This is a genomic window from Leucobacter sp. HNU (assembly GCF_047946755.1).
In the GTDB taxonomy this organism is placed as follows: domain Bacteria; phylum Actinomycetota; class Actinomycetes; order Actinomycetales; family Microbacteriaceae; genus Leucobacter.
In genome coordinates, this window is the sequence record NZ_CP178837.1 from 113,374 (window position 1) to 131,413 (window position 18,040).

17 protein-coding genes and 1 tRNA gene are annotated in these 18,040 nt (G+C 69.9%); 11 read left to right on the plus strand and 7 right to left on the minus strand.

Annotated features, from left to right (window positions below; all coding sequences use genetic code 11):
• Positions 1-15 precede the first annotated feature (15 nt).
• The 5 genes from AB3K78_RS00580 to AB3K78_RS00600 all read right to left on the minus strand — a co-directional run bounded on the left by AB3K78_RS00580 (position 16) and on the right by AB3K78_RS00600 (position 6,324).
• Positions 16-1,566, minus strand: a complete 1,551-nt coding sequence (locus AB3K78_RS00580) for a sensor histidine kinase (protein WP_416445232.1) — start codon at positions 1,564-1,566, stop codon at positions 16-18.
• Position 1,567: 1 nt separating this feature from the next.
• Positions 1,568-2,269 (minus strand): response regulator transcription factor, encoded by a 702-nt coding sequence (locus AB3K78_RS00585; RefSeq protein ID WP_046456869.1) that lies wholly within the window; start codon positions 2,267-2,269, stop codon positions 1,568-1,570.
• Between the two features lie 148 nt (positions 2,270-2,417).
• Positions 2,418-4,058 (minus strand): DNA repair helicase XPB, encoded by a 1,641-nt coding sequence (locus tag AB3K78_RS00590; RefSeq protein WP_416445234.1) that lies wholly within the window; start codon positions 4,056-4,058, stop codon positions 2,418-2,420.
• Between the two features lie 57 nt (positions 4,059-4,115).
• Positions 4,116-6,050 (minus strand): helicase-associated domain-containing protein, encoded by a 1,935-nt coding sequence (locus AB3K78_RS00595; RefSeq protein ID WP_416445238.1) that lies wholly within the window; start codon positions 6,048-6,050, stop codon positions 4,116-4,118.
• Between the two features lie 7 nt (positions 6,051-6,057).
• Positions 6,058-6,324, minus strand: coding sequence for a hypothetical protein (locus AB3K78_RS00600; RefSeq protein ID WP_416445241.1), 267 nt, complete (start codon positions 6,322-6,324; stop codon positions 6,058-6,060).
• Positions 6,325-6,503: 179 nt separating this feature from the next.
• Here AB3K78_RS00600 and AB3K78_RS00605 point away from each other — a divergent pair, with 179 nt between their 5' ends.
• Together AB3K78_RS00605 and AB3K78_RS00610 are read left to right on the plus strand one after the other, a co-directional pair.
• The gene (locus AB3K78_RS00605) at positions 6,504-6,884 is read left to right on the plus strand and encodes a cold-shock protein (RefSeq protein WP_099723918.1); all 381 of its coding nucleotides are present in this window, start codon (positions 6,504-6,506) and stop codon (positions 6,882-6,884) included.
• A complete protein-coding gene (locus AB3K78_RS00610) occupies positions 6,877-7,647 on the plus strand; it encodes a DUF3027 domain-containing protein (protein ID WP_416445244.1) in 771 nt (256 codons plus the stop codon). The genes AB3K78_RS00605 and AB3K78_RS00610 overlap by 8 nt, the downstream gene beginning before the upstream one ends.
• 83 nt (positions 7,648-7,730) lie before the next feature.
• Here AB3K78_RS00610 and serC read toward each other — a convergent pair whose 3' ends face one another.
• A complete protein-coding gene (gene serC / locus AB3K78_RS00615; RefSeq protein ID WP_416445246.1) occupies positions 7,731-8,849 on the minus strand; it encodes a phosphoserine transaminase in 1,119 nt (372 codons plus the stop codon).
• A gap of 107 nt (positions 8,850-8,956) precedes the next feature.
• Here serC and AB3K78_RS00620 point away from each other — a divergent pair, with 107 nt between their 5' ends.
• The 4 genes from AB3K78_RS00620 to AB3K78_RS00635 all read left to right on the plus strand — a co-directional run bounded on the left by AB3K78_RS00620 (position 8,957) and on the right by AB3K78_RS00635 (position 12,276).
• Positions 8,957-9,667 carry a metal-dependent transcriptional regulator gene (locus AB3K78_RS00620; protein WP_416445248.1) on the plus strand — a complete coding sequence of 237 codons (711 nt, stop codon included), beginning with the start codon at positions 8,957-8,959 and terminating at the stop codon, positions 9,665-9,667.
• A gap of 74 nt (positions 9,668-9,741) precedes the next feature.
• Positions 9,742-11,091 (plus strand): NADP-specific glutamate dehydrogenase, encoded by a 1,350-nt coding sequence (gene gdhA / locus AB3K78_RS00625; RefSeq protein ID WP_416445250.1) that lies wholly within the window; start codon positions 9,742-9,744, stop codon positions 11,089-11,091.
• 269 nt (positions 11,092-11,360) lie between these two features.
• Positions 11,361-12,101 carry a hypothetical protein gene (locus tag AB3K78_RS00630; protein ID WP_416445252.1) on the plus strand — a complete coding sequence of 247 codons (741 nt, stop codon included), beginning with the start codon at positions 11,361-11,363 and terminating at the stop codon, positions 12,099-12,101.
• A 102-nt stretch (positions 12,102-12,203) separates the two neighbouring features.
• Positions 12,204-12,276, plus strand: a tRNA-Arg gene (locus tag AB3K78_RS00635).
• 45 nt (positions 12,277-12,321) lie between these two features.
• Here AB3K78_RS00635 and AB3K78_RS00640 read toward each other — a convergent pair.
• Entirely contained in the window at positions 12,322-12,894 is a 573-nt protein-coding gene (locus tag AB3K78_RS00640) for a hypothetical protein (RefSeq protein ID WP_416445254.1), read from the minus strand.
• An 82-nt stretch (positions 12,895-12,976) separates the two neighbouring features.
• Here AB3K78_RS00640 and AB3K78_RS00645 point away from each other — a divergent pair, with 82 nt between their 5' ends.
• From AB3K78_RS00645 to AB3K78_RS00665, 5 genes are all read left to right on the plus strand, one after another.
• Positions 12,977-13,768: a CYTH domain-containing protein gene (locus AB3K78_RS00645; RefSeq protein WP_416445256.1), complete on the plus strand. Its 792-nt coding sequence runs from the start codon at positions 12,977-12,979 to the stop codon at positions 13,766-13,768.
• A gap of 16 nt (positions 13,769-13,784) precedes the next feature.
• Complete coding sequence (locus AB3K78_RS00650; RefSeq protein ID WP_416445258.1) at positions 13,785-13,961, plus strand: HPP family protein; 177 nt, start codon at positions 13,785-13,787, stop codon at positions 13,959-13,961.
• A 225-nt stretch (positions 13,962-14,186) separates the two neighbouring features.
• Positions 14,187-15,608, plus strand: a complete 1,422-nt coding sequence (locus AB3K78_RS00655; RefSeq protein WP_416445260.1) for an NAD(P)/FAD-dependent oxidoreductase — start codon at positions 14,187-14,189, stop codon at positions 15,606-15,608.
• A 37-nt stretch (positions 15,609-15,645) separates the two neighbouring features.
• Positions 15,646-16,020: a cupin domain-containing protein gene (locus AB3K78_RS00660; protein WP_416445262.1), complete on the plus strand. Its 375-nt coding sequence runs from the start codon at positions 15,646-15,648 to the stop codon at positions 16,018-16,020.
• A 108-nt stretch (positions 16,021-16,128) separates the two neighbouring features.
• Positions 16,129-17,505 (plus strand): uracil-xanthine permease family protein, encoded by a 1,377-nt coding sequence (locus AB3K78_RS00665; protein WP_416445264.1) that lies wholly within the window; start codon positions 16,129-16,131, stop codon positions 17,503-17,505.
• The last annotated feature ends 535 nt before the right edge of the window (positions 17,506-18,040 follow it).

Genomic DNA, 18,040 nt, shown 5'->3' on the forward strand with positions numbered 1-18,040 from the left:
AAGCCCCAGAAGAAGCTAAGCGCCGACCGGCGGATCCGTTCCAGGATCCGGTCGACTCGCCGGGTCGTCCGGAGCGCGTTCACCTGCGCGATCCGCGGTGTGCTCGAGCGAGCCCGTGGTGGGCGCGACCGGCAGGTCGACGCGGAACGTGGCCCCGCCGCCCTCCGTTTCGTGCACGCTCACCGATCCGCCGTGGGCATCGACGATCGACTTGACGATCGACAGACCGAGACCGGAGCCACCCGTCTCGCGGTTGCGCGAGGTGTCGGCGCGCCAGAAGCGGTCGAAGATCTTGGTGCGGAGCTGCTCGGGCACGCCTTCACCGTGGTCGATGATCTCGAAGTGGCCCGAGTCCGGTCCGGAGGCGACGGCGATCTCGATGGGGCTGCCCTCGGGGCTGTACCGCAGTGCGTTCCCGATCAGATTGCTCATGAGCTGCCGCACCTTGTGCTCGTCGCCCAGCACCGTCGGTCGAGACGGATCCTCGTTCACGCTGATCGTGCGATCCGGGGCCTGGGCGAGCGCGTCGAACGCGGCATCCGCCGCGAGGGCGTTCAGGTCCAGGGTCTTGAGTTCGAGCGGACGCCGTTCGTCGAGCCGCGCCAGCGAGAGCAGATCCTCCACCAGGGAGGTCATCCGGATCGCTTCCTTCTCGATCCGCCCCATCGCCTGGCCGACCTGCTCCTCGTCCTGCAGCGCCCCCATGCGGTAGAGCTCGGCATAGCCCCGCACCGAGACCAGGGGCGTGCGCAGCTCATGGCCTGCGTCGCCGACGAAACGACGCATCTGATCGATGGTTCGCGCCCGCTCGGCGAGGGCGACGTCGATGTGGTCGAGCATCACATTGAGCGATTCGCCGAGGTGCCCGACCTCGGTATGCGGATGCGCAACGTGGATGCGCTTCGAGAAGTCGCCCTTCGAGATCTCCATCGCCGTCCGCTCCACTTGGGCGAGCGGGACGAAGGTCGTGGTCACGAGGATCCGCGTGAGCGCCGCGCCCAGCAGGATCACCGCGATGCCGAACCCGCCGAAGATCAAGATGAACTGGGCGGTGGTCTGGCCGGTGTGCGCGGTCGAGGCAGCGATCAGCAGCGTGCCGGTCTGGCCGGGTTCCGCCCCGTTGATCGGCAGTGCAGTCGCGCGCCATTCGAGGCCGGCCGCGTCCGTGATGGTGAACGTGGAACCGTACACGCGGGTCGCGACCACGGTGCCGGTGAGGCCTCCCGGGATCCTCGGAACGTTCTCGGTCTGCCAATCCGTCGCATTGTCGTAGCGCTTCTTGCCCGTCGAATCGAGCATCGCCACGTAGTACGAACTGCTGGCGCCCTGCACATCGTAGGGCGTCAATGCTCTCAGGTTCACTCCCGACGCCAGGGCTCGGGTCGGATCCTTGCTCAGGCTCTGCAGATCGCTGTCGACGACCTGGACGAGGTAGGGGCGCAAGAAGGAGAGCGTGCCGACGCCCGCGACGATGAGCCCGAGCGACAGAATGAACACGGTGACGCCCGTGATCTTCGTGCGCAGCGAGACATCGGCCCAGCGCTGCGCGGGCGTGCGGCGCGCCACCCTACTTCGCTTCGGTCTTCAGCATGTAGCCGAAGCCTCGCTTGGTCTGGATCAGGGAATCGCCCGTCAGCGGGTCGAGCTTCCGTCGGAGGTACGAGATGTAGGACTCGACGATGCCCGCATCGCCGTTGAAGTCGTACTCCCACACATGGTCCAGGATCTGCGCCTTCGACAGCACGCGGTTCGCGTTCTGCATCAGGTACCGCAGCAGCTTGAACTCGGTAGGGGAGAGCTCCACCGAGGTGCCGTCGACGGTCACCTCGTGGGTGTCCTGGTCGAGCACGATCGGGCCCGCCGAGAGGACGGCCTCCTCGTCCTCCTGGATCGTGCGGCGCAGGATCGCCTTGATGCGGGCGATGATCTCGTCCAGGCTGAACGGCTTGGTCACGTAATCGTCACCGCCGACGGTCAAGCCGGTCACCTTGTCCTCGGTGTCGTCCTTCGCGGTGAGGAACAGGATCGGCGCCGTGTACCCCGCTGAGCGCAGCCGCTTGGTCACGCTGAAGCCGTTCATGTCCGGGAGCATCACATCGAGAATGATGAGATCCGGCTCCTCCTCGAGCACAGCGGAGATGGTCTGCGCGCCGTTGCCCACGGCGCGCACGCCGAAGCCCGCGAAGCGGAGGCTGGTGCTGAGCAGCTCGCGGATGCTCGGCTCATCGTCGACGATCAGGATCCTGGGGCCCTTGTGCTGCGTGTTCATGCGACCAGTCTCTGACCGTTTGCTATGGGTTCCCTGGAAGTCCATCGGTGCGCCGCGCGTTCCGAGCCACCGCGGCGCCCGGGCCCGAGGAGACGCCGACGGCCCCGTCCGAGCGGGTGCTCGACCGAGGCCGTCGTGGCGGAATCGCCTACTCCGCGTTGGTGATCGTGTAGGCGTAGCCCTGTTCGGCGAGGAACCGCTGACGGTTCTGCGCGAAATCCTGATCCACGGTGTCGCGGGTCACGATCGTGTAGAAGGACGCGGTGGCGCCGTTGCTCTTCGGACGCAGCAGGCGGCCGAGACGCTGCGCCTCCTCCTGCCGCGAACCGAAGGAACCCGAGATCTGGATCGCGACCGACGCGTCCGGCAGATCCACCGAGAAGTTCGCGACCTTCGACACCACGAGGATCCGATCCCGGCCCGAACGGAACGCCTCGAACAGCTCCTCGCGCTCGTCCACCGGGGTCTGCCCGGTGATGAGCGGCGCGCCCAGCGCCTCCGCCATCGACTCCAGCTGATCGATGTACTGACCGATGACGAGCACGCTCTCGTCGGGATGCTTCGCGATGATCTCGCGGGCGACCCGCTGCTTCACCGTCGCGCTCGCCGCGATCCGGTACCGATCCTGATCCTCGGCCACCGCGTACTCGAGCCGCTCGGACTCGGGCAGCTCGACCCGGATCTCGAAGCATGCCGCGGGAGCGATGAATCCCTGCGCCTCGATATCCTTCCAGGCGGCGTCGTACCGCTTCGGGCCGATCAGGCTGAACACGTCGCCTTCGCGGCCGTCCTCGCGCACGAGCGTCGCCGTCAGGCCGATACGGCGACGGGCCTGCAGGTCTGCCGTCAGCTTGAACACGGGCGCGGGCAGCAGGTGCACCTCGTCGTAGACGATCAGGCCCCAATCGTGGGCGTCGAGCAGCGACAGGTGCGCGTACTCGCCCTTCCGGCGGCTCGTCAGGATCTGGTAGGTCGCGATCGTCACCGGCTTGACCTCTTTGACCTGCCCCGAGTACTCGCCGATCTCGTCCTCGGTGAGCGAGGTGCGGCGCAGCAGCTCGGAACGCCACTGGCGAGCCGACACCGCGTTCGTCACGAGGATCAGCGTCTTCGCGCCCACCGCCGCCATGGCGCCGGCGCCCACGATGGTCTTGCCCGCACCGCAGGGGAGCACGACGACGCCCGAGCCGCCCTCGTGGAACTTCTCGACGGCAGCGCGCTGGTAGTCGCGCATCTGCCAGCCGTCCTCTGCCAGCTCGATCTCATGCGGATCGCCCGGGGTGTAGCCGGCGAGATCCTCCGCGGGCCAGCCGCGCGCTACGAGCTGCTGCTTGAGCTCACCGCGCGCCCACGCCTCGACGGGGAACGTGAGCTCATCGATGCGGTTGCCGAGCAGCGGAGCGATCTTCTTCGCGCTCGAGACCTCCCGCAGGATCATCGGCTCGTCGGAGCGCAGCACGAGTTCGCCCGCTCGATCGCCCTCGGCGATGCGCTCGATCGTGAGACGCCCGTAGCGCTGCATCGTGTCGGAGATCTCGCCGGCCACCCCGCTCGGCACGGGGAACTTCGCGTACCGGTTGAGGGTGTCGAGGATCTCCGCGTCGGTGTGGCCGGCCGCGCGCGCGTTCCAGAGCCCCAGCCGGGTGATGCGGTAGGTGTGAATGTGCTCGGGGGCTCGCTCCAGCTCGGCGAAGACGGCGAGCGCGTGGCGCGCCTCCTCCGCGTCGGGGTGCGCGACCTCGAGCAGGACGGTCTGGTCGCTCTGCACGATGAGGGGGCCGAGGGTCATAACCATCCAGTTTACGCGCCTCGTGCGAACGGCGTGATCGGTTCGCTCAGGGCAGGATCAGTCGAGGATCTCGACGCCGGTGATCGCGGAGACCGGGAGGGTGCGCTCCACGCCGGCGGTCTGATCGCTGGCGCGGAGCCGCCCGCCGGAGAGCGAGGCGGGGAGCAGGCGGAACGTGCGGACGTCGGATCCCGCGGCGGCGGTGATCTCGATGGCGCGCTTCTCGCGGATCGCGAGCTCGATGCGACGGGTCCACTCGCCGGATCCCGGCTGCTCGGCGCCGGCGAGCACACGGTCGACCAGGTCGGCGACGGTCCGGTCCGGAGCGCCGAGGATGGATCCGGCGTCGGGCTCCGACCGGTGACCCGGTCCGACCTCGGCGGATGCGTCGGCAGTCGGATCGGCCGGGCCGGGGTCGGCGGCCGCGGGGCCGGATCCCGCGGGGGTGGATCCCGCGGGGGACTCGGCCGCAGCATCGGGATCCGAACCCGCGATCGCCGCGTAGCGCGCGTCGACCAGCGCCGCGAGCACGTGTTCGGGACGGAGCCGGGAGAGGAGCACGTACGCGAGCGAAGCGGGATCCCGCTGCAACTGGAGATGCAGCAGCGCCCGGTCGACGAGCATCGCGTCGCCGACGGCGGGATCGGCGACCCGGATCCGGGTGCGGCCGGTCCCGGCGAAGACGATCACGCTGCCGTGCTTGGACTCCACGTCGGTGAGCAGGAAGTCGAGCGGTTGCGGGATCCCGGTGAGCGAGAGCCGTTCGAGGAGCGCACGCGCCTCGGCGATGCCGACCCCGCTCTCGAGTGCGCGGGCGAGCGAGGGCGGGGTGACGCGGAGGCTCGACGCGACGCCGAGCTGCTCGACGTCGGCGACCCCGAACAGGGCGGCCTCGTCGTCGGGTGCGAGCGGACCGGGGACGATGATGCTCAGATCGGGCTGCACGTACACGCCCGGTGCGATCGGGGGCAGTGCGGCGCGCACCAGGGAGAGCGGTTCGCCGGGGAGCGGCGCGGAGTCGGGATCGAGCAGCGCCGAGGCGATCGGCGTGAGCGCGCCGTCGACGGTGAAGCCCAGGTCCTCGGCGGCGTCCGCAAGCACGCGGGCGTCGGCGAGACGGGCTTCGGGGAGCAGCGGGAACTCGATCGGCAGGACCTCGCCGGCGGCGGTTCCGAGGGCGCCCTCGGCGATCCGCAGAGCGGCGGAGAGGGGGCCCGAGATGCGCGCGGCGAGTGCCCGGGCGAGGACGAGCCAGCGCTCCGCGTGCGGAAGCCGGAGCCAGGCGATCCCGTCAGGGGAGATCGCGAAGCGGTCGCCGTGCGCTGCCGAGACCGCGCCGTGGATCAGTCCCGCGCCGCGCAGCAGCTCGACGACGCGCTCGGCCTGCTCCTGCCCGGTGCGCAGCGCTTCGGCGAGGGCCTTCACGCCGGTCTGCGAGATGCCGCCCCGGCGGTTCCGCTTGACCGGTTCGAGCGCGAGCGCGCGCAGCGCCGCTGCGGCGCGCTGGGTGGTGGTCTGCGCGGCACCGAACCAGGCGGCGGCAGCCGGCGCGTCCGACGCCGTCCGAGAAGGATGCGGGACGTCCCGCTCCAGCCGCTCCCGGGCGTCCGGGGAGTCGAGCAGGGTGCGCAGCTGATCGGCGACCTCGTCGAGCGGGACCGGTTCGGCGTGCGGTCGCGTGCTGCCTCCGGGCTGGGAAGCGATGCCGGCCAGCCCGATGGCGAGCACCGAGGTCTCCGCCTCTTCGCGCTCAGGGACGGAGACCGGGGCGGGGGACACCTCCCGGGCGAGCGCGAGCAGCGCGCGGATGCCCGAGCGGTCCAGGGTCTCGAGCGCTCGTGTGATCGAGTCGGGGCGCAGCAGCTCCAGCGCCAGGCTCAGCGGATCGCGGACCGCGGCGGGGTTCGGGACCCAGCGGCGCTCGAGCAGCGCGGTCAGGTCGGCGCGCTCCATTCCCGCGATCGACGCGGCGAGGGCGAGCGACCCGCTCATGCTGCGACTACTTCCCGTCGCCCCGGCGCTGCGCCGCGCTGCGGCGGCGCATGCTGACGATCAGCAGGATCATGAGGAGCACGAAGCCGACGGGCAGGCCGACGTAGGCGACCCAGGCGACGAACACGAAGAAGCCGTGCGCCAGGGCGAACCGGTCCACGAGCCCGATGATCAGGGTCGTGAGGTACGACACCACCGCGAGCGCGATGAGCGACAACGAGGAGTAGGCGAGTACGCGCTCGAGGCGGGTGGGCTGATTGGCATCTGCGGACATCCTCACCAGAATACCCCGGACCGGGGTGCGACGCCCGCCCTCCCTTCCGCGGGCGTGCTGGGACTCCAGGCGGGGACCGGCGGCACGGCCTAGACTGGAGGGCACGGTACGGCGCCGCGATCGGCGCGATCGGAACACGTGCCGGCGGCCGCGAGCCGCCGAGAGAAGAGGGACGACGCATGCCGAGTGGCAAGGTCAGGTTCTACGACGAGGAGAAGGGCTTCGGCTTCATCCAGGGCGACGACGGGCAGCAGGTGTACCTGCACGCCTCGGTGATCCCCGACGGTGCGGACATCGCAGCGGGGACCCGGCTCGAGTACGGGATCGCGGACGGGCGCCGCGGACCCGCGGCCCTGTCGGTCCGCGTGATCGACACTCCGCGTCTCGCCCGCCGGGGCAATCGCAAGTCGGCCGACGAGATGTCGGTCATCATCGAGGACCTGGTCAAGCTGCTCGACGCGGTCGGCGGGCGCCTCAAGCAGGGGCAGTACCCCGAACGGGCCCAGTCGCGTCAGATCGCGACCATGCTCAGGAAGGTCTCGGAGGACTTCGATGTCTGACCTGGAATCGACGACCGAAGAATCGGTCGAGGCCGTCGAGGCCGACGCGGGCTCGGACGCGCCGGCCGCCGAGCCCGGGTCCGCCGCCGAGACGACAACGGACTCCGCTTCCGCGGTCGCGGAGCCGGAGACGCCGATCGACCCCGATCCCGTGCTGCTCGCCGCGCGCGACCGCGCGCGCGAGGCGCTCGCCGAGATAACCGATCCGAAGACGATCGGCGCCGACGAGGGGCACGAGGTCCACGGCGAGCACGTGCTCTCGCTGTTCTTCGAGTGCCGCCTGGCCGGTTACCCCGGCTGGCACTGGACGGCGACGCTGGCCCGCGTCGACGAGACCTCGGAGATCAACGTGCTCGAGGTCGAGCTCCTGCCCGGTGCGGGAGCGGTCGTGGCCCCGGAATGGGTGCCCTGGTCCGATCGTCTCGCCCAGTATCGCGAGGCTCAGGCGAAGCAGGCGGCCGACGAGGCCGCCGCTGCAGAGGACGCCGCGGAGGAGCTCGCCGAGGAGGACGAGCTGGACCCCGATCAGGATCCGATGGAGAACGATTTCAGCGACTTCGACGACGAGATCGACGGCGTGGATCTCGAGTCCGACGAGGACGACGAGGATTCGGACGACGAAGACGACGACGGCTTCGACGACGATGACGATGATGACGACGACGACGATGATGATGACGACGAGTTCGACCACCTCGACGATTCGGACCACGACATCGAGACCCTCTCGGGCATGACGGGCGGCTCCGACGAGGAGGAATGACCGCGCGGAACGGCTGAGGCCGCCGGAAAGCTCAGCTTTCCGGCGGCCTCAGCCGTTCCGCGCGAGGGCTGCGCCTGTTGGGCTCAGCCCAGGCGCTCGAGCACGTAGTCGATGCTCGCGGTGAGCGCGCGCACGTCATCGGGCTCGATCGCCGTGAAGGTCGCGACGCGCAACTGGTTGCGACCCAGCTTGCGGTAGGGCTCGGTGTCGACGATGCCGTTCGCCCGGAGCGCGGCCGAGATCGCCGAGGCGTCGATGGAGTCGTCGAAGTCGATGGTGACGACGACGTTCGAGCGGTGCGCGGGGTCCGTGACGAACGGGGTCGCGATGGAGCTGCGCTCCGCCCAGTCGTAGAGCACGGCTGCGGACTCGGCCGTGCGAGCGGCGGCCCATCCGAGCCCGCCGTTGGCGTTGATCCAGCGCACCTGCTCGTCCATCAGGGCCAGCGTCGAGAGCGCGGGGGTGTTGAGGGTCTGATCCTTGCGCGAGTTCTCGATGGCGCCCGCCAGGTTCAGCGTCTCGGGGATGTAGCGGTCCGAACCGGTGACCCGTTCGATCCGCTCGATCGCCGCGGGCGAGACGAGGGCGAACCAGATGCCGCCGTCGGACGCGAAGTTCTTCTGCGGGGAGAAGTAGTAGACGTCGGTCTCGTTCGCGTCGAAGTCGAGGCCGCCGGCGCCGCTCGTGGCGTCCACGACGGTCAGCGCACCGGCGTCGCCGTGCACGCGCCTGACATCGGCCATCACACCGGTCGAGGTCTCGTTGTGCGGGAACGCGTAGACGTCGATGCCCTCGGCGGGCTCGGCCTGCGAGCGCGAGCCGGCCTCGGCGGTGCGCACGTCGGGGTCCTGCAGGAACGGTGCGGCCTGCGCGGCCTTCGCGAACTTCGCGCCGAACTCGCCGAAGGCGAGGTGCTGGCTCCGCCGCTCGATGAGGGAGTGGACGGCCGAATCCCAGAACGTGGTCGCCCCGCCGTTCGCGAGCAGGACCTCGTACCCCTCCGGGGCGCGGAACAGTTCGGCGAGACCGGAGCGCACGCTGCCGACCAGGTTCTTGACGGGGGCCTGGCGGTGCGAGGTGCCGAGCACCCCCGGCTGCAGCGTGGCGAGGAAGTCGAGCTGTTCGGTGCGGACCTTCGAGGGGCCGCAACCGAAGCGACCGTCGGCGGGCAGGAGCGAAGCGGGGATCGTGATGTCGGCCATGACGCGATTCTATCCGCGCACGGACACGGCCCGAGGCCGCGGAGACGCCGCGTTGCACCGCCCGGATGTCATAGGCTGGAGGTCGCGAGCGACGAGGAGGAGTGCCGATGGCCGATCTCATTGACACGACCGAGATGTATCTGCGCACGATCCTCGAACTGGAGGAGGAGGGCATCGTCCCGCTGCGCGCCCGGATCTCCGAGCGGCTCGGCCACTCCGGTCCGACGGTGTCCCAGACGGTCGGGCGCATGGAGCGCGACGGCCTGGTCGTGGTCTCGGGCGACCGGCATCTCGAGCTGACGGCCGACGGCCGCACCAAGGCCGTGCACGTGATGCGCAAGCACCGGCTCGCCGAGCGGCTGCTGTCCGATGTGATCGGGCTCGAGTGGGAGTACGTCCACGAAGAGGCCTGCCGCTGGGAGCACGTGATGAGCGAGCAGGTCGAGCGCAAGCTGCTCGATATCCTGCACCACCCCACCGAGTCGCCCTACGGCAACCCGATCCCCGGGCTCGACGAGCTCGGGTCGATGCCGACCGCGCCGTTCCAGTCGGGCGTCGTGTCGTCGGTGGACCTGCCGATCGTCGACGGCGATCCCGGGCTGCAGACCCGGGTGCGCCGACTGGCGGAGCCGGTCCAGACCGACCCCGAGCTGCTGCGCACGCTCAACCGCGGGGGCATCCGACCCGGTACCCCGGTTCGTGTCAGCCGAGTCTCCGGCTTCCTGCGATTCGAGGTGACCGCGGAGGGCGAGTCGATCGATCCGATCGAGCTCTCGCCCGAGGTGGCGGCGCACATCTACGTCTCGCGCACCTTCTGAGACCGCGGGACGAACCCGCTCCGGGCCGCAGGGCCCGCCCATTCCACGAAGACGTGACCCCCGCGAGGAGCCCCATGCCCGTTTCCCCCGAGGCCCACCTGCGCCAGATCGCCGAGACCGTCGAAGCGCGCAACCCACACGAGACCGAGTTCCTGCAGGCGGTGCACGAGGTGCTGGAATCCCTGGTCCCGGTGCTCGCCGACCACCCCGAGTTCATCGAGGGCGGAGTGCTCGAGCGCATGGTGGAGCCGGAGCGGCAGATCGTGTTCCGGGTCCCGTGGCTCGACGACCGCAACCGCGTTCGGGTGAACCGGGGGTTCCGGGTGCAGTTCAATTCGGCGCTCGGCCCCTATAAAGGAGGACTGCGGTTCCACCCCAGCGTGAACCTCTCGGTCGTCAAGTTCCTGGGCTTCGAGCAGATCTTCAAGAACGCGCTCACGCGTCAGCGCATCGGCGGCGGCAAGGGCGGCTCCGATTTCGACCCCCGTGGACGCAGCGACGCCGAGGTCATGCGGTTCTGCCAGAGCTTCATGACGGAGCTCGCGCGCCATATCGGCGAGCACACCGACGTCCCCGCAGGCGATATCGGCGTCGGGGGCCGCGAGATCGGGTACCTCTTCGGCCAGTACCGCCGGCTCACCGGGCGCCACGAGTCCGGCGTGCTGACTGGCAAGGGAACGGGCTGGGGCGGCGCCGAGGTGCGCACCGAGGCGACCGGGTACGGCGCGGTGTTCTTCGCCCAGGAGATGCTGCACCGCGCGGGCCAGGGCATCGGAGGTCGGCGGGCCGCGGTCTCGGGGTCGGGCAACGTCGCGATCTACGCGATCGAGAAGATCGGGCAGCTCGGCGGCACCCCGATCACGGCTTCGGACTCCTCAGGGTACGTGGTCGACGAGGCGGGTATCGACGTCGCGCTGCTCAAGCAGGTCAAGGAGGTGGAGCGCGAGCGCATCTCGGTCTACGCCGAACGGCGCCCCGGTGCGCGCTTCATCGCGGGCGGTTCGGTGTGGGACGTGCCCGTCGAGCTCGCGTTCCCCTGCGCGACGCAGAACGAGCTCGGCGAGCACGCCGCGCGGTCGCTCATCGCGAACGGCGTGCGCGCGGTCGCCGAAGGGGCGAACATGCCGACGACTCCCGCGGCGGTTGCGCTGTTCCAGGACACCGGTGTCCTCTTCGCCCCCGGGAAGGCCGCGAACGCCGGCGGAGTGGCGACGTCCGCGCTCGAGATGAGCCAGAACGCCGCGAGGGAGCGGTGGGGCTTCGAATCCAGCGAGGAGCGCCTGCACACGATCATGCGCGACGTGCACGACGCCTCCTACGACGCTTCGGCCCGATACGGGCGCCCCGGCGACTACGTGCTCGGCGCCAACACGGCGGCGTTCGCGACCGTGGCTCGCGCGATGCTCGATCAGGGCGTGGTCTAGGGAGCGCGAGCGGGTCGCGCAACCACTGGTCAGAAGGCGGTGTACCGGCCGGCGAACGGGGTTCGCGCGCTCGAAAGTATCTCGACGTCGAGCTATGTCACCGCTCAGGGACCCACGAAACCCCGCGGAATTCCGCCATTTTCTCGTCGCGTTCAGCAAGATCACGCCTCGGCGTGACAATTCCGTGATCTTGGGTTAGGCTGGTCGAGATTTTGGTCCAGACGGGCCGTACCTCGCAAGAGAACGATTACGTAAGGCAGACACCACTCGTGACTCAGCACCCCGGTTCAGCTCAGACCCCCGGCACCGATGTGGCGATCGCAGCACCCGTTGCGCGTGCCGCTCGTCCGGTCCGCAAGCGCCTCGTGCGCATGCTCGGCGCAGGCATCGTCAGCGCGGGAATGGTCAGCGTGTTCGCTCTGCCTGCGTACGCGACCGAGATCCCGACCGAGGGCTACCGTGCCCCCGCCGCGATCCAGGTGAACCAGGTGCTGACCACGGCCGACGCCGAGGGTGCACTGCAGACCGAGGCTCCGAGCACCGAGCTCGCACCGGCTCCGAAGCCCGTCGTCCCGGTCAAGAAGGTCGACGACGCGACGACCGCGACCGTCGAGTCCGGCAACACGCAGACCGAGGCTCCGAAGCTTCCCGACATCCCCGCGGGCAAGGGCGCTGCCGGCCTCGTCGCCGCGGCCCGTGCCCAGATCGGCATCAACCAGGACTGCACCGACCTCGTCCAGAATGCTCTCGCCGCGATCGGCATGTTCCAGCGTCGCGACCAGGGCGGCTACGACCTCGGCCCCATGGACTTCGGCCGCTTCGGCACCCAGGTCTCGCCCGACGCGGTCAAGTTCGGCGACATCATGATGCGCGGCACCCACGTCGCGATCTACACCGGCGACGGCGTCAACCACCGAGCGGTGCACGGTGGCTTCGGCGGCAACCAGACGGTCGAAACCGACGTGGACTCGAACCCCGGCAACTACACGGCCATCATCCGCATTCCGTAAGCGGGACGAGAACCTCAGTGTGAGGGGCACGGCCGATGGCCGTGCCCCTCACGCGTTTCCGCGTCGCATTGCGGGCGCGCGACCGGCTAGCATGGAAGCTCCGCCTCAGTAGCTCAGTGGATAGAGCACTTCTCTCCTAAAGAAGGTGTCGGAGGTTCGATTCCTCTCTGGGGCACTCATTCGTTGCGCTCCCTCGCGCTCAGAGGTGAGCCGCACGCGCTCAGGCTCCCTCGCGCTCCGAGATGAGCCGCACGCGCTCCGTGAGGAACGCGTCCAGCGTCGGCGCCGTCGAGAGTTCGGCCCCCGCGCGCCAGCGGACGCGCACGTCCTCGGCCGGGTGCCCGTCGGCGCCCCCGCCGATGGACAGGACCCCGACCGGGGCATCGGGACCGAGTGCGCGAAGCCCGTCCCCGTCGAGGGGAAGTGGGACCGCGTCGAAGCTGACCGGGGTCCCGACGGGGTATCCGCCGCGCAGGGCTGCCGCGGCGATCTCGCGCCGTTCTTCGCGCGACACCGATTGGTATCCGGGCCGCCCGCGTTCGGCGGCGCGGGTCGCGGTTCCTCCGGTGAACCAACCGGGGCGGTCGGCCGAAATCAGCAGCGATCCGACGCGCCAGACCTCTCCGAGCGGGCGCATGGTCGGGGCGAGCCGGATCAGCATGCGGCGCCGGGCGGGCACCAGCTCGGCGAGGGCCTCGGTCGGGACCGAGGCGGCGCGGAGCGCGGCGGAGGCGCGGGCGAGCGCCTGCTCGACGAGGGTCCTGAGCGGGTCGGGGCCGGGTGCTGCGGTCACGCGAGCAGTGTATCCGCGCCCGGGCCGGACCGGGGCGATCCGCGCTCGGCGTCGACGGCCCCGCAGCGCCTAGGCTGGGTCTGTGACTGAACAGGGTGCCGCCTCGCTCGAGATCGAGCGCAAGTACGAGATGATCGGCGCGTCGGCGTTGCCGGATCCCGATGCCTGGTCCGCGGCGGGGCTGAGCGCCGGTGAACCTCGGCGGTACGAGCTGCGCGCGAGCTACTTCGACACGGACGACCGCGCGCTCGCGAACGCCCGCCTCGCGATGCGGCGCCGGGCCGGCGGAGCGGACGAGGGCTGGCACTTGAAGGAACGGACGTCGAACGGGGTGCACGAGCTGCACTGGCCGCTGAGCGACGAGCTGCCCGACGGCCTGCGAGCGGAGCTGCGCTCCCGGGTCGGCGAGGCGGCGGATCGGGTGGCTCCGGCGGCGACCCTCGAGACGGTGCGCGTGGTGGTCCGCCTCGCGGAATCGGGAGCGGACGCGGTCGAGCTCGCCGACGACACGGTGCTCGCGACCGATCACCGCGCGGGCGTGCGCCGCCTCTGGCGCGAGTGGGAGGCGGAGCTCGTCGGCTCCGCCGATCCTGCGCTGCTCGATCGCGTGGAGCCGCTGCTGGCGGCGGCCGGTGCGGTGCCGTCGCCGAGCGAGGCGAAGATCGCCCGGGCGACGGGGCGCCTCATCGATCTCGCGATCGCGCACGGAGGCTCCGCTCGTCTGCTCGAGGCGCTGTCGGTGATGGATGCGGCCGACCGGCTGGCTGCGGCGCTGCGGCGCGACGGTGCCGAGGCGCTGGGGGATCCCCGGGTCGCCGAGCTCCGTGCTCGGGCGCAGGAGCTGCTGGCGATCCCGGCCGCCGTTCACGATTGACCCGTAGGCTGGACCCATGAGCGAAGTGAGCCCGGAAGCGCGGCGCAAGCAGATCATCGTCGGCATCGTGATGGGTGCGATCATGGGCATCGTGATCAGCGCGCTCACCCAGTTCTGGCTGTGGCTGCCGGCGGGCCTCGCCCTCGGGCTCGCGACGGGCGCGATCATGAAGCCGCCGGCCGACAAGCGTTGAGCGGCGTCAGCGCATCCACAGCCGTCAACGAGAATGTCAACGCGACTGACTCATACGGTCTGCGCGGTGCAATTCCGCTGATTTCGCAGATTCTTTGACCAAGGGCAACCGAATCAGTCGCCATCGAGGCTGTTTTGCTGCTGAAACCGCGCCAGTGGGGATGCGGTTCCGAGGCGAGTGTGCGAAGATCTCAGCAGACCTCATCGAAGGCGACACGAGGGAATCATGGAACCCACCATTTTCGAGAAGAACCGTCCGGCCGCAGCGATCATCGACGCATCGCTCGCGGACACGAAGCTTGAGTGCTTCTGGATCGACGACATCGCGGCCACCGCCGCACGCTACCCCTCGCTCGGGGGCGACGCCCGCGTGGACGACGCGGTCGTCGGTGGCGGATTCGCGGGGCTCTGGACCGCGATCAAGCTAAAGACCGAGCACCCGGAGCGTCGGGTGGTCCTGCTCGAGGGGAAGCGGGTCGGCTGGGCCGCATCCGGCCGCAACGGCGGATTCTGCGAGGCCAGCATCACCCACGGCGAGCCCAACGCCGAGTCCCGCTGGCCCGACGAGGTCGGCACCCTGCGCCGCCTCGGCTACGAGAACCTCGACGCGATCGAGCGGTTCATCGCGGAGCACGACCTCGACGTCGAGTTCGAGCGCACCGGCCAGCTGGCGGTTGCGAACAACGACTACCAGGTCGAGTGGCTCGGCGAGAGCGACGATCCCGAGGTCGTGACGCTCGACGCCGATCAGGTGCGTGCGCGCATCAACTCGCCGACCTTCCTCGGCGGCGACTTCTCGCCCCGCGAGAACGCCAACGTGCACCCCGCCAAGCTCGCGGCGGAGCTCGCTCGCCACGCGAGCGCGATCGGGGTCGAGATCCACGAGGACACCCGGGTCGAGGCGCTCGACGGCAGTGCGGAGGATCCGATCAGGCTCCGGACTTCGCACGGTACGGTGACCGCCGACCGGGTGGCGCTCTGCACCAACGTCTTCCCGTCGCTGCTGAAGCGCTACCGCTTCCATACGATCCCCGTCTACGACTACGTCCTGATGACGGAGCCGCTGACCGACGAGCAGCTGGCCTCGATCGGCTGGGAAGGGCGGGAGGGGCTCGCCGACATGGCGAACCAGTTCCACTATTCGCGACTGACCAAGGACAACCGGATCCTCTGGGGCGGCTACGACGCGGTGTACCACACCGGCGGGCGCATCCGGCAGAAGTACGAGGACCGGATGGAGAGCCACCGCAAGCTCGCGAGCCACTTCTTCACCACGTTCCCGCAGCTCGCCGGCGTCAAGTTCAGCCACCGCTGGGCCGGCGTGATCGACTCCAGCACCCGTTTCTGCGCCTTCTTCGGCCAGGCGCACGGCGGTCGCGTGCAGTACGTCGCCGGGTTCACCGGGCTGGGCGTCGGTGCGACGCACTTCGCCGCCGACGTGATGGTCGACCGCTTCGAGGGTCGCACGACCGAGCGCACCGAGCTCGAGATGGTCAAGCAGATGCCCCTGCCGTTCCCGCCCGAGCCCGCGGCCGCGATCGGCGTCAACATGTTCCGTTGGTCGTTCGACCGCGCCGACCACAACCGGGGTAAGCGCAACCTGTTCCTCAAGGTCATGGACGCGGTCGGCTTCGGCTTCGACTCCTGATCGCGATCGCGCAGACGAGACAGAACGGATCATCACCATGAGCGAACTGCTGCCCTCGGGCGAGAACGCCGCCGTCCGAGCGACTGAAACCGGGATCGAGCTCGAGGCGGTGCCCGCCGCGGACGTCGTCGCCGGTGCTCCGCGGCAGGGCGTCGCCGAACTCGGCACCATCGGCGACTGCGAAGCCGGCATCTGGGAGCTGCGCGAGGGGACTACGACCGACACCGAGGTCGACGAGTTCTTCGTCGTGCTCTCCGGCGGCGCGACCATCGAGCTGCTCGGAGGCCCGGGCGTCACGGCCGGTACGGTCTTCGAGGTGTCGGCGGGGGACGTGATGCGCCTCGTCGCCGGGACCCGCACGAAGTGGACCGTGCCCGATCACATCCGCAAGGTCTACCTCTCGGAGCAGTAGCCCCGGGCTCGTCCGGCGGGCTCCGAGACGCATAGGATATTCCCTTGGCGCGGCAGCGCCTCGGGGTCGAGGCGCTGGACCCGCGCCCCGACCGGAAGAGGGAACCCGATGACGCTGCCCTGGAAGCTGCACGGCGACGGACGCACGGTCGCGAACGACGCGATCGTCCTGCCCGAGGAACGACTCGGCTGGGTCAAGACGATCGGCTTCGGAGCCCAGCACGTGGTCGCCATGTTCGGTGCGACGTTCCTGGTGCCCCTGCTGACCGGGTTCAGCCCGACGGCCACGCTCTTCTTCTCGGGTCTCGGAACGCTGCTGTTCCTGCTGCTGACCGGGAACCGCCTGCCGAGCTACCTCGGCTCCTCCTTCGCGTTCATCGCGCCCGTGCTCGCTGCGACGGCGGGCGGCGGCGATCTCGCTCGGGCCTCGTTCGGGATCCTCGCCATCGGCGTGCTCATGGCCGTCATCGGCCTCATCGTCGTGCGCTTCGGCGCGGGCTGGATCAACGCGCTCATGCCTCCGGTGGTGATGGGGGCGATCGTGGCGCTCATCGGCCTGAACCTCGCCCCGGCCGTGCGCAACAACTGGAACGGCGGCGTGAACGCGCCGCCCGAGACCGTGGTCCCGTCGGCCGTCGTGGCGTGCATCACGATCGTCTCGATCCTGCTGATCACCGTGCTGTTCCGGGGCCTCGCCGGCCGTCTCGCGATCGTGCTCGGCATGGCCGTCGGCTACGTCGCCGCCGCGTGCTTCGGACTCGTGGACTTCGCGAAGATCGCCGAGGCCGATTGGTTCGGCCTGCCCGCGTTCCACGCGGTCGCGAACCCCTTCGCCGATCCCTCGCTCTGGGGCCTGCTGCCCGCGTTCCTCCCGGTCGTGCTCGTGCTGATCGCCGAGAACGTCGGGCATGTGAAGAGCGTCGGCCTCATGATCGGCCGCGACCTCGATCCGCTCACCGGCCGTGCGCTGCTCGCCGACGGCGTTTCGACGATCCTCGCCGGCTTCGGCGGCGGCTCGGGCACCACCACCTACGGCGAGAACATCGGCGTCATGGCGGCGACCCGCGTCTACTCGACCGCCGCCTACTGGGTCGCGGGCATCGTCGCGATCCTGCTCGGCTTCTCGCCGAAGGTCGGCGCGGTGATCTTCTCGGTGCCGAGCGGCGTGCTCGGCGGCGTCACCGTCGCGCTCTACGGCCTGATCGGCCTGATCGGCGTGAAGATCTGGCTCGACAACCGGGTCGACTTCTCGAAGCCGATCAACCAGTTCACCGCCGCGATCCCGCTGATCGTCGGCATCGCCGACTTCACGATCAAGATCGACGCGGTGGTGTTCAACGGCATCGCGCTCGGCACGGTCTCGGCGATCCTGATCTACCACCTGATGAACGGGCTGGGCCGCCTGCGCGGAACGGTCTCGGCGCCGGCGGCGGATCCGATCCGGACGGAGAGCGGCGCCGACGCGTCTTCGATCACGGATCGGTAACCCGGCGCGCGGGAACTTGCGCAAAACTCCGCGGATCCTCCGGGGATTCTCGACTCCGCGCCTTAGTGTGGCGATGTGTGGAGTGTGGATCGACGTCGGCGACCCGACGAGACGGAGCGAGGGACGGGCGCGCCCGCTGATCGCTCGGCGCCGAGCGCGCCGCGCAGCGAAGGGTCGCTCGCGCCCAAGCACGAACCGGATGCGCAAGTGACCGAGCAGCAGCCAGAGGTGGTGAATTCGGCCGTGATGACCGTGGTCGAGCCGCACACCGCCGAGCACGCCGCATGGCGCGAAGAACTGGCGGCGCTCGGCGGCGAGAACCCGCTGCTGCACTTCGCCGACGAGCACGCCAACCGGATCGAGCTCTCGACCACGCATCCCGGGGGACTGCCCCAGTTCATCACCGGGCAGAAGATCCTGCTGTCTGCGCTCATCCGCGACGACCTGGCACTGCGCCACGCGCGTCTCGCCGCGGGACGGGTGACGGACAAGGCGGTCGAGATGCGCACCGTGCGCGGACTCGAGACCGTCCACC

Excerpts from the sequence above, each read along its gene's own strand:
- AB3K78_RS00655 (WP_416445260.1), top strand. The coding sequence starts at position 14,187 with ATGGAACCCACCATTTTCGAGAAGAACCGTCCGGCCGCAGCGATCATC.
- AB3K78_RS00620 (WP_416445248.1), top strand. The coding sequence starts at position 8,957 with ATGGCCGATCTCATTGACACGACCGAGATGTATCTGCGCACGATCCTC.
- AB3K78_RS00585 (WP_046456869.1), bottom strand. The coding sequence starts at position 2,269 with ATGAACACGCAGCACAAGGGCCCCAGGATCCTGATCGTCGACGATGAG.
- gdhA (WP_416445250.1), top strand. The coding sequence starts at position 9,742 with ATGCCCGTTTCCCCCGAGGCCCACCTGCGCCAGATCGCCGAGACCGTC.
- AB3K78_RS00650 (WP_416445258.1), top strand. The coding sequence starts at position 13,785 with ATGAGCGAAGTGAGCCCGGAAGCGCGGCGCAAGCAGATCATCGTCGGC.
- AB3K78_RS00665 (WP_416445264.1), top strand. The coding sequence starts at position 16,129 with ATGACGCTGCCCTGGAAGCTGCACGGCGACGGACGCACGGTCGCGAAC.
- AB3K78_RS00590 (WP_416445234.1), bottom strand. The coding sequence starts at position 4,058 with ATGACCCTCGGCCCCCTCATCGTGCAGAGCGACCAGACCGTCCTGCTC.
- AB3K78_RS00660 (WP_416445262.1), top strand. The coding sequence starts at position 15,646 with ATGAGCGAACTGCTGCCCTCGGGCGAGAACGCCGCCGTCCGAGCGACT.
- AB3K78_RS00610 (WP_416445244.1), top strand. The coding sequence starts at position 6,877 with ATGTCTGACCTGGAATCGACGACCGAAGAATCGGTCGAGGCCGTCGAG.
- AB3K78_RS00595 (WP_416445238.1), bottom strand. The coding sequence starts at position 6,050 with ATGAGCGGGTCGCTCGCCCTCGCCGCGTCGATCGCGGGAATGGAGCGC.
- AB3K78_RS00600 (WP_416445241.1), bottom strand. The coding sequence starts at position 6,324 with ATGTCCGCAGATGCCAATCAGCCCACCCGCCTCGAGCGCGTACTCGCC.
- serC (WP_416445246.1), bottom strand. The coding sequence starts at position 8,849 with ATGGCCGACATCACGATCCCCGCTTCGCTCCTGCCCGCCGACGGTCGC.
- AB3K78_RS00605 (WP_099723918.1), top strand. The coding sequence starts at position 6,504 with ATGCCGAGTGGCAAGGTCAGGTTCTACGACGAGGAGAAGGGCTTCGGC.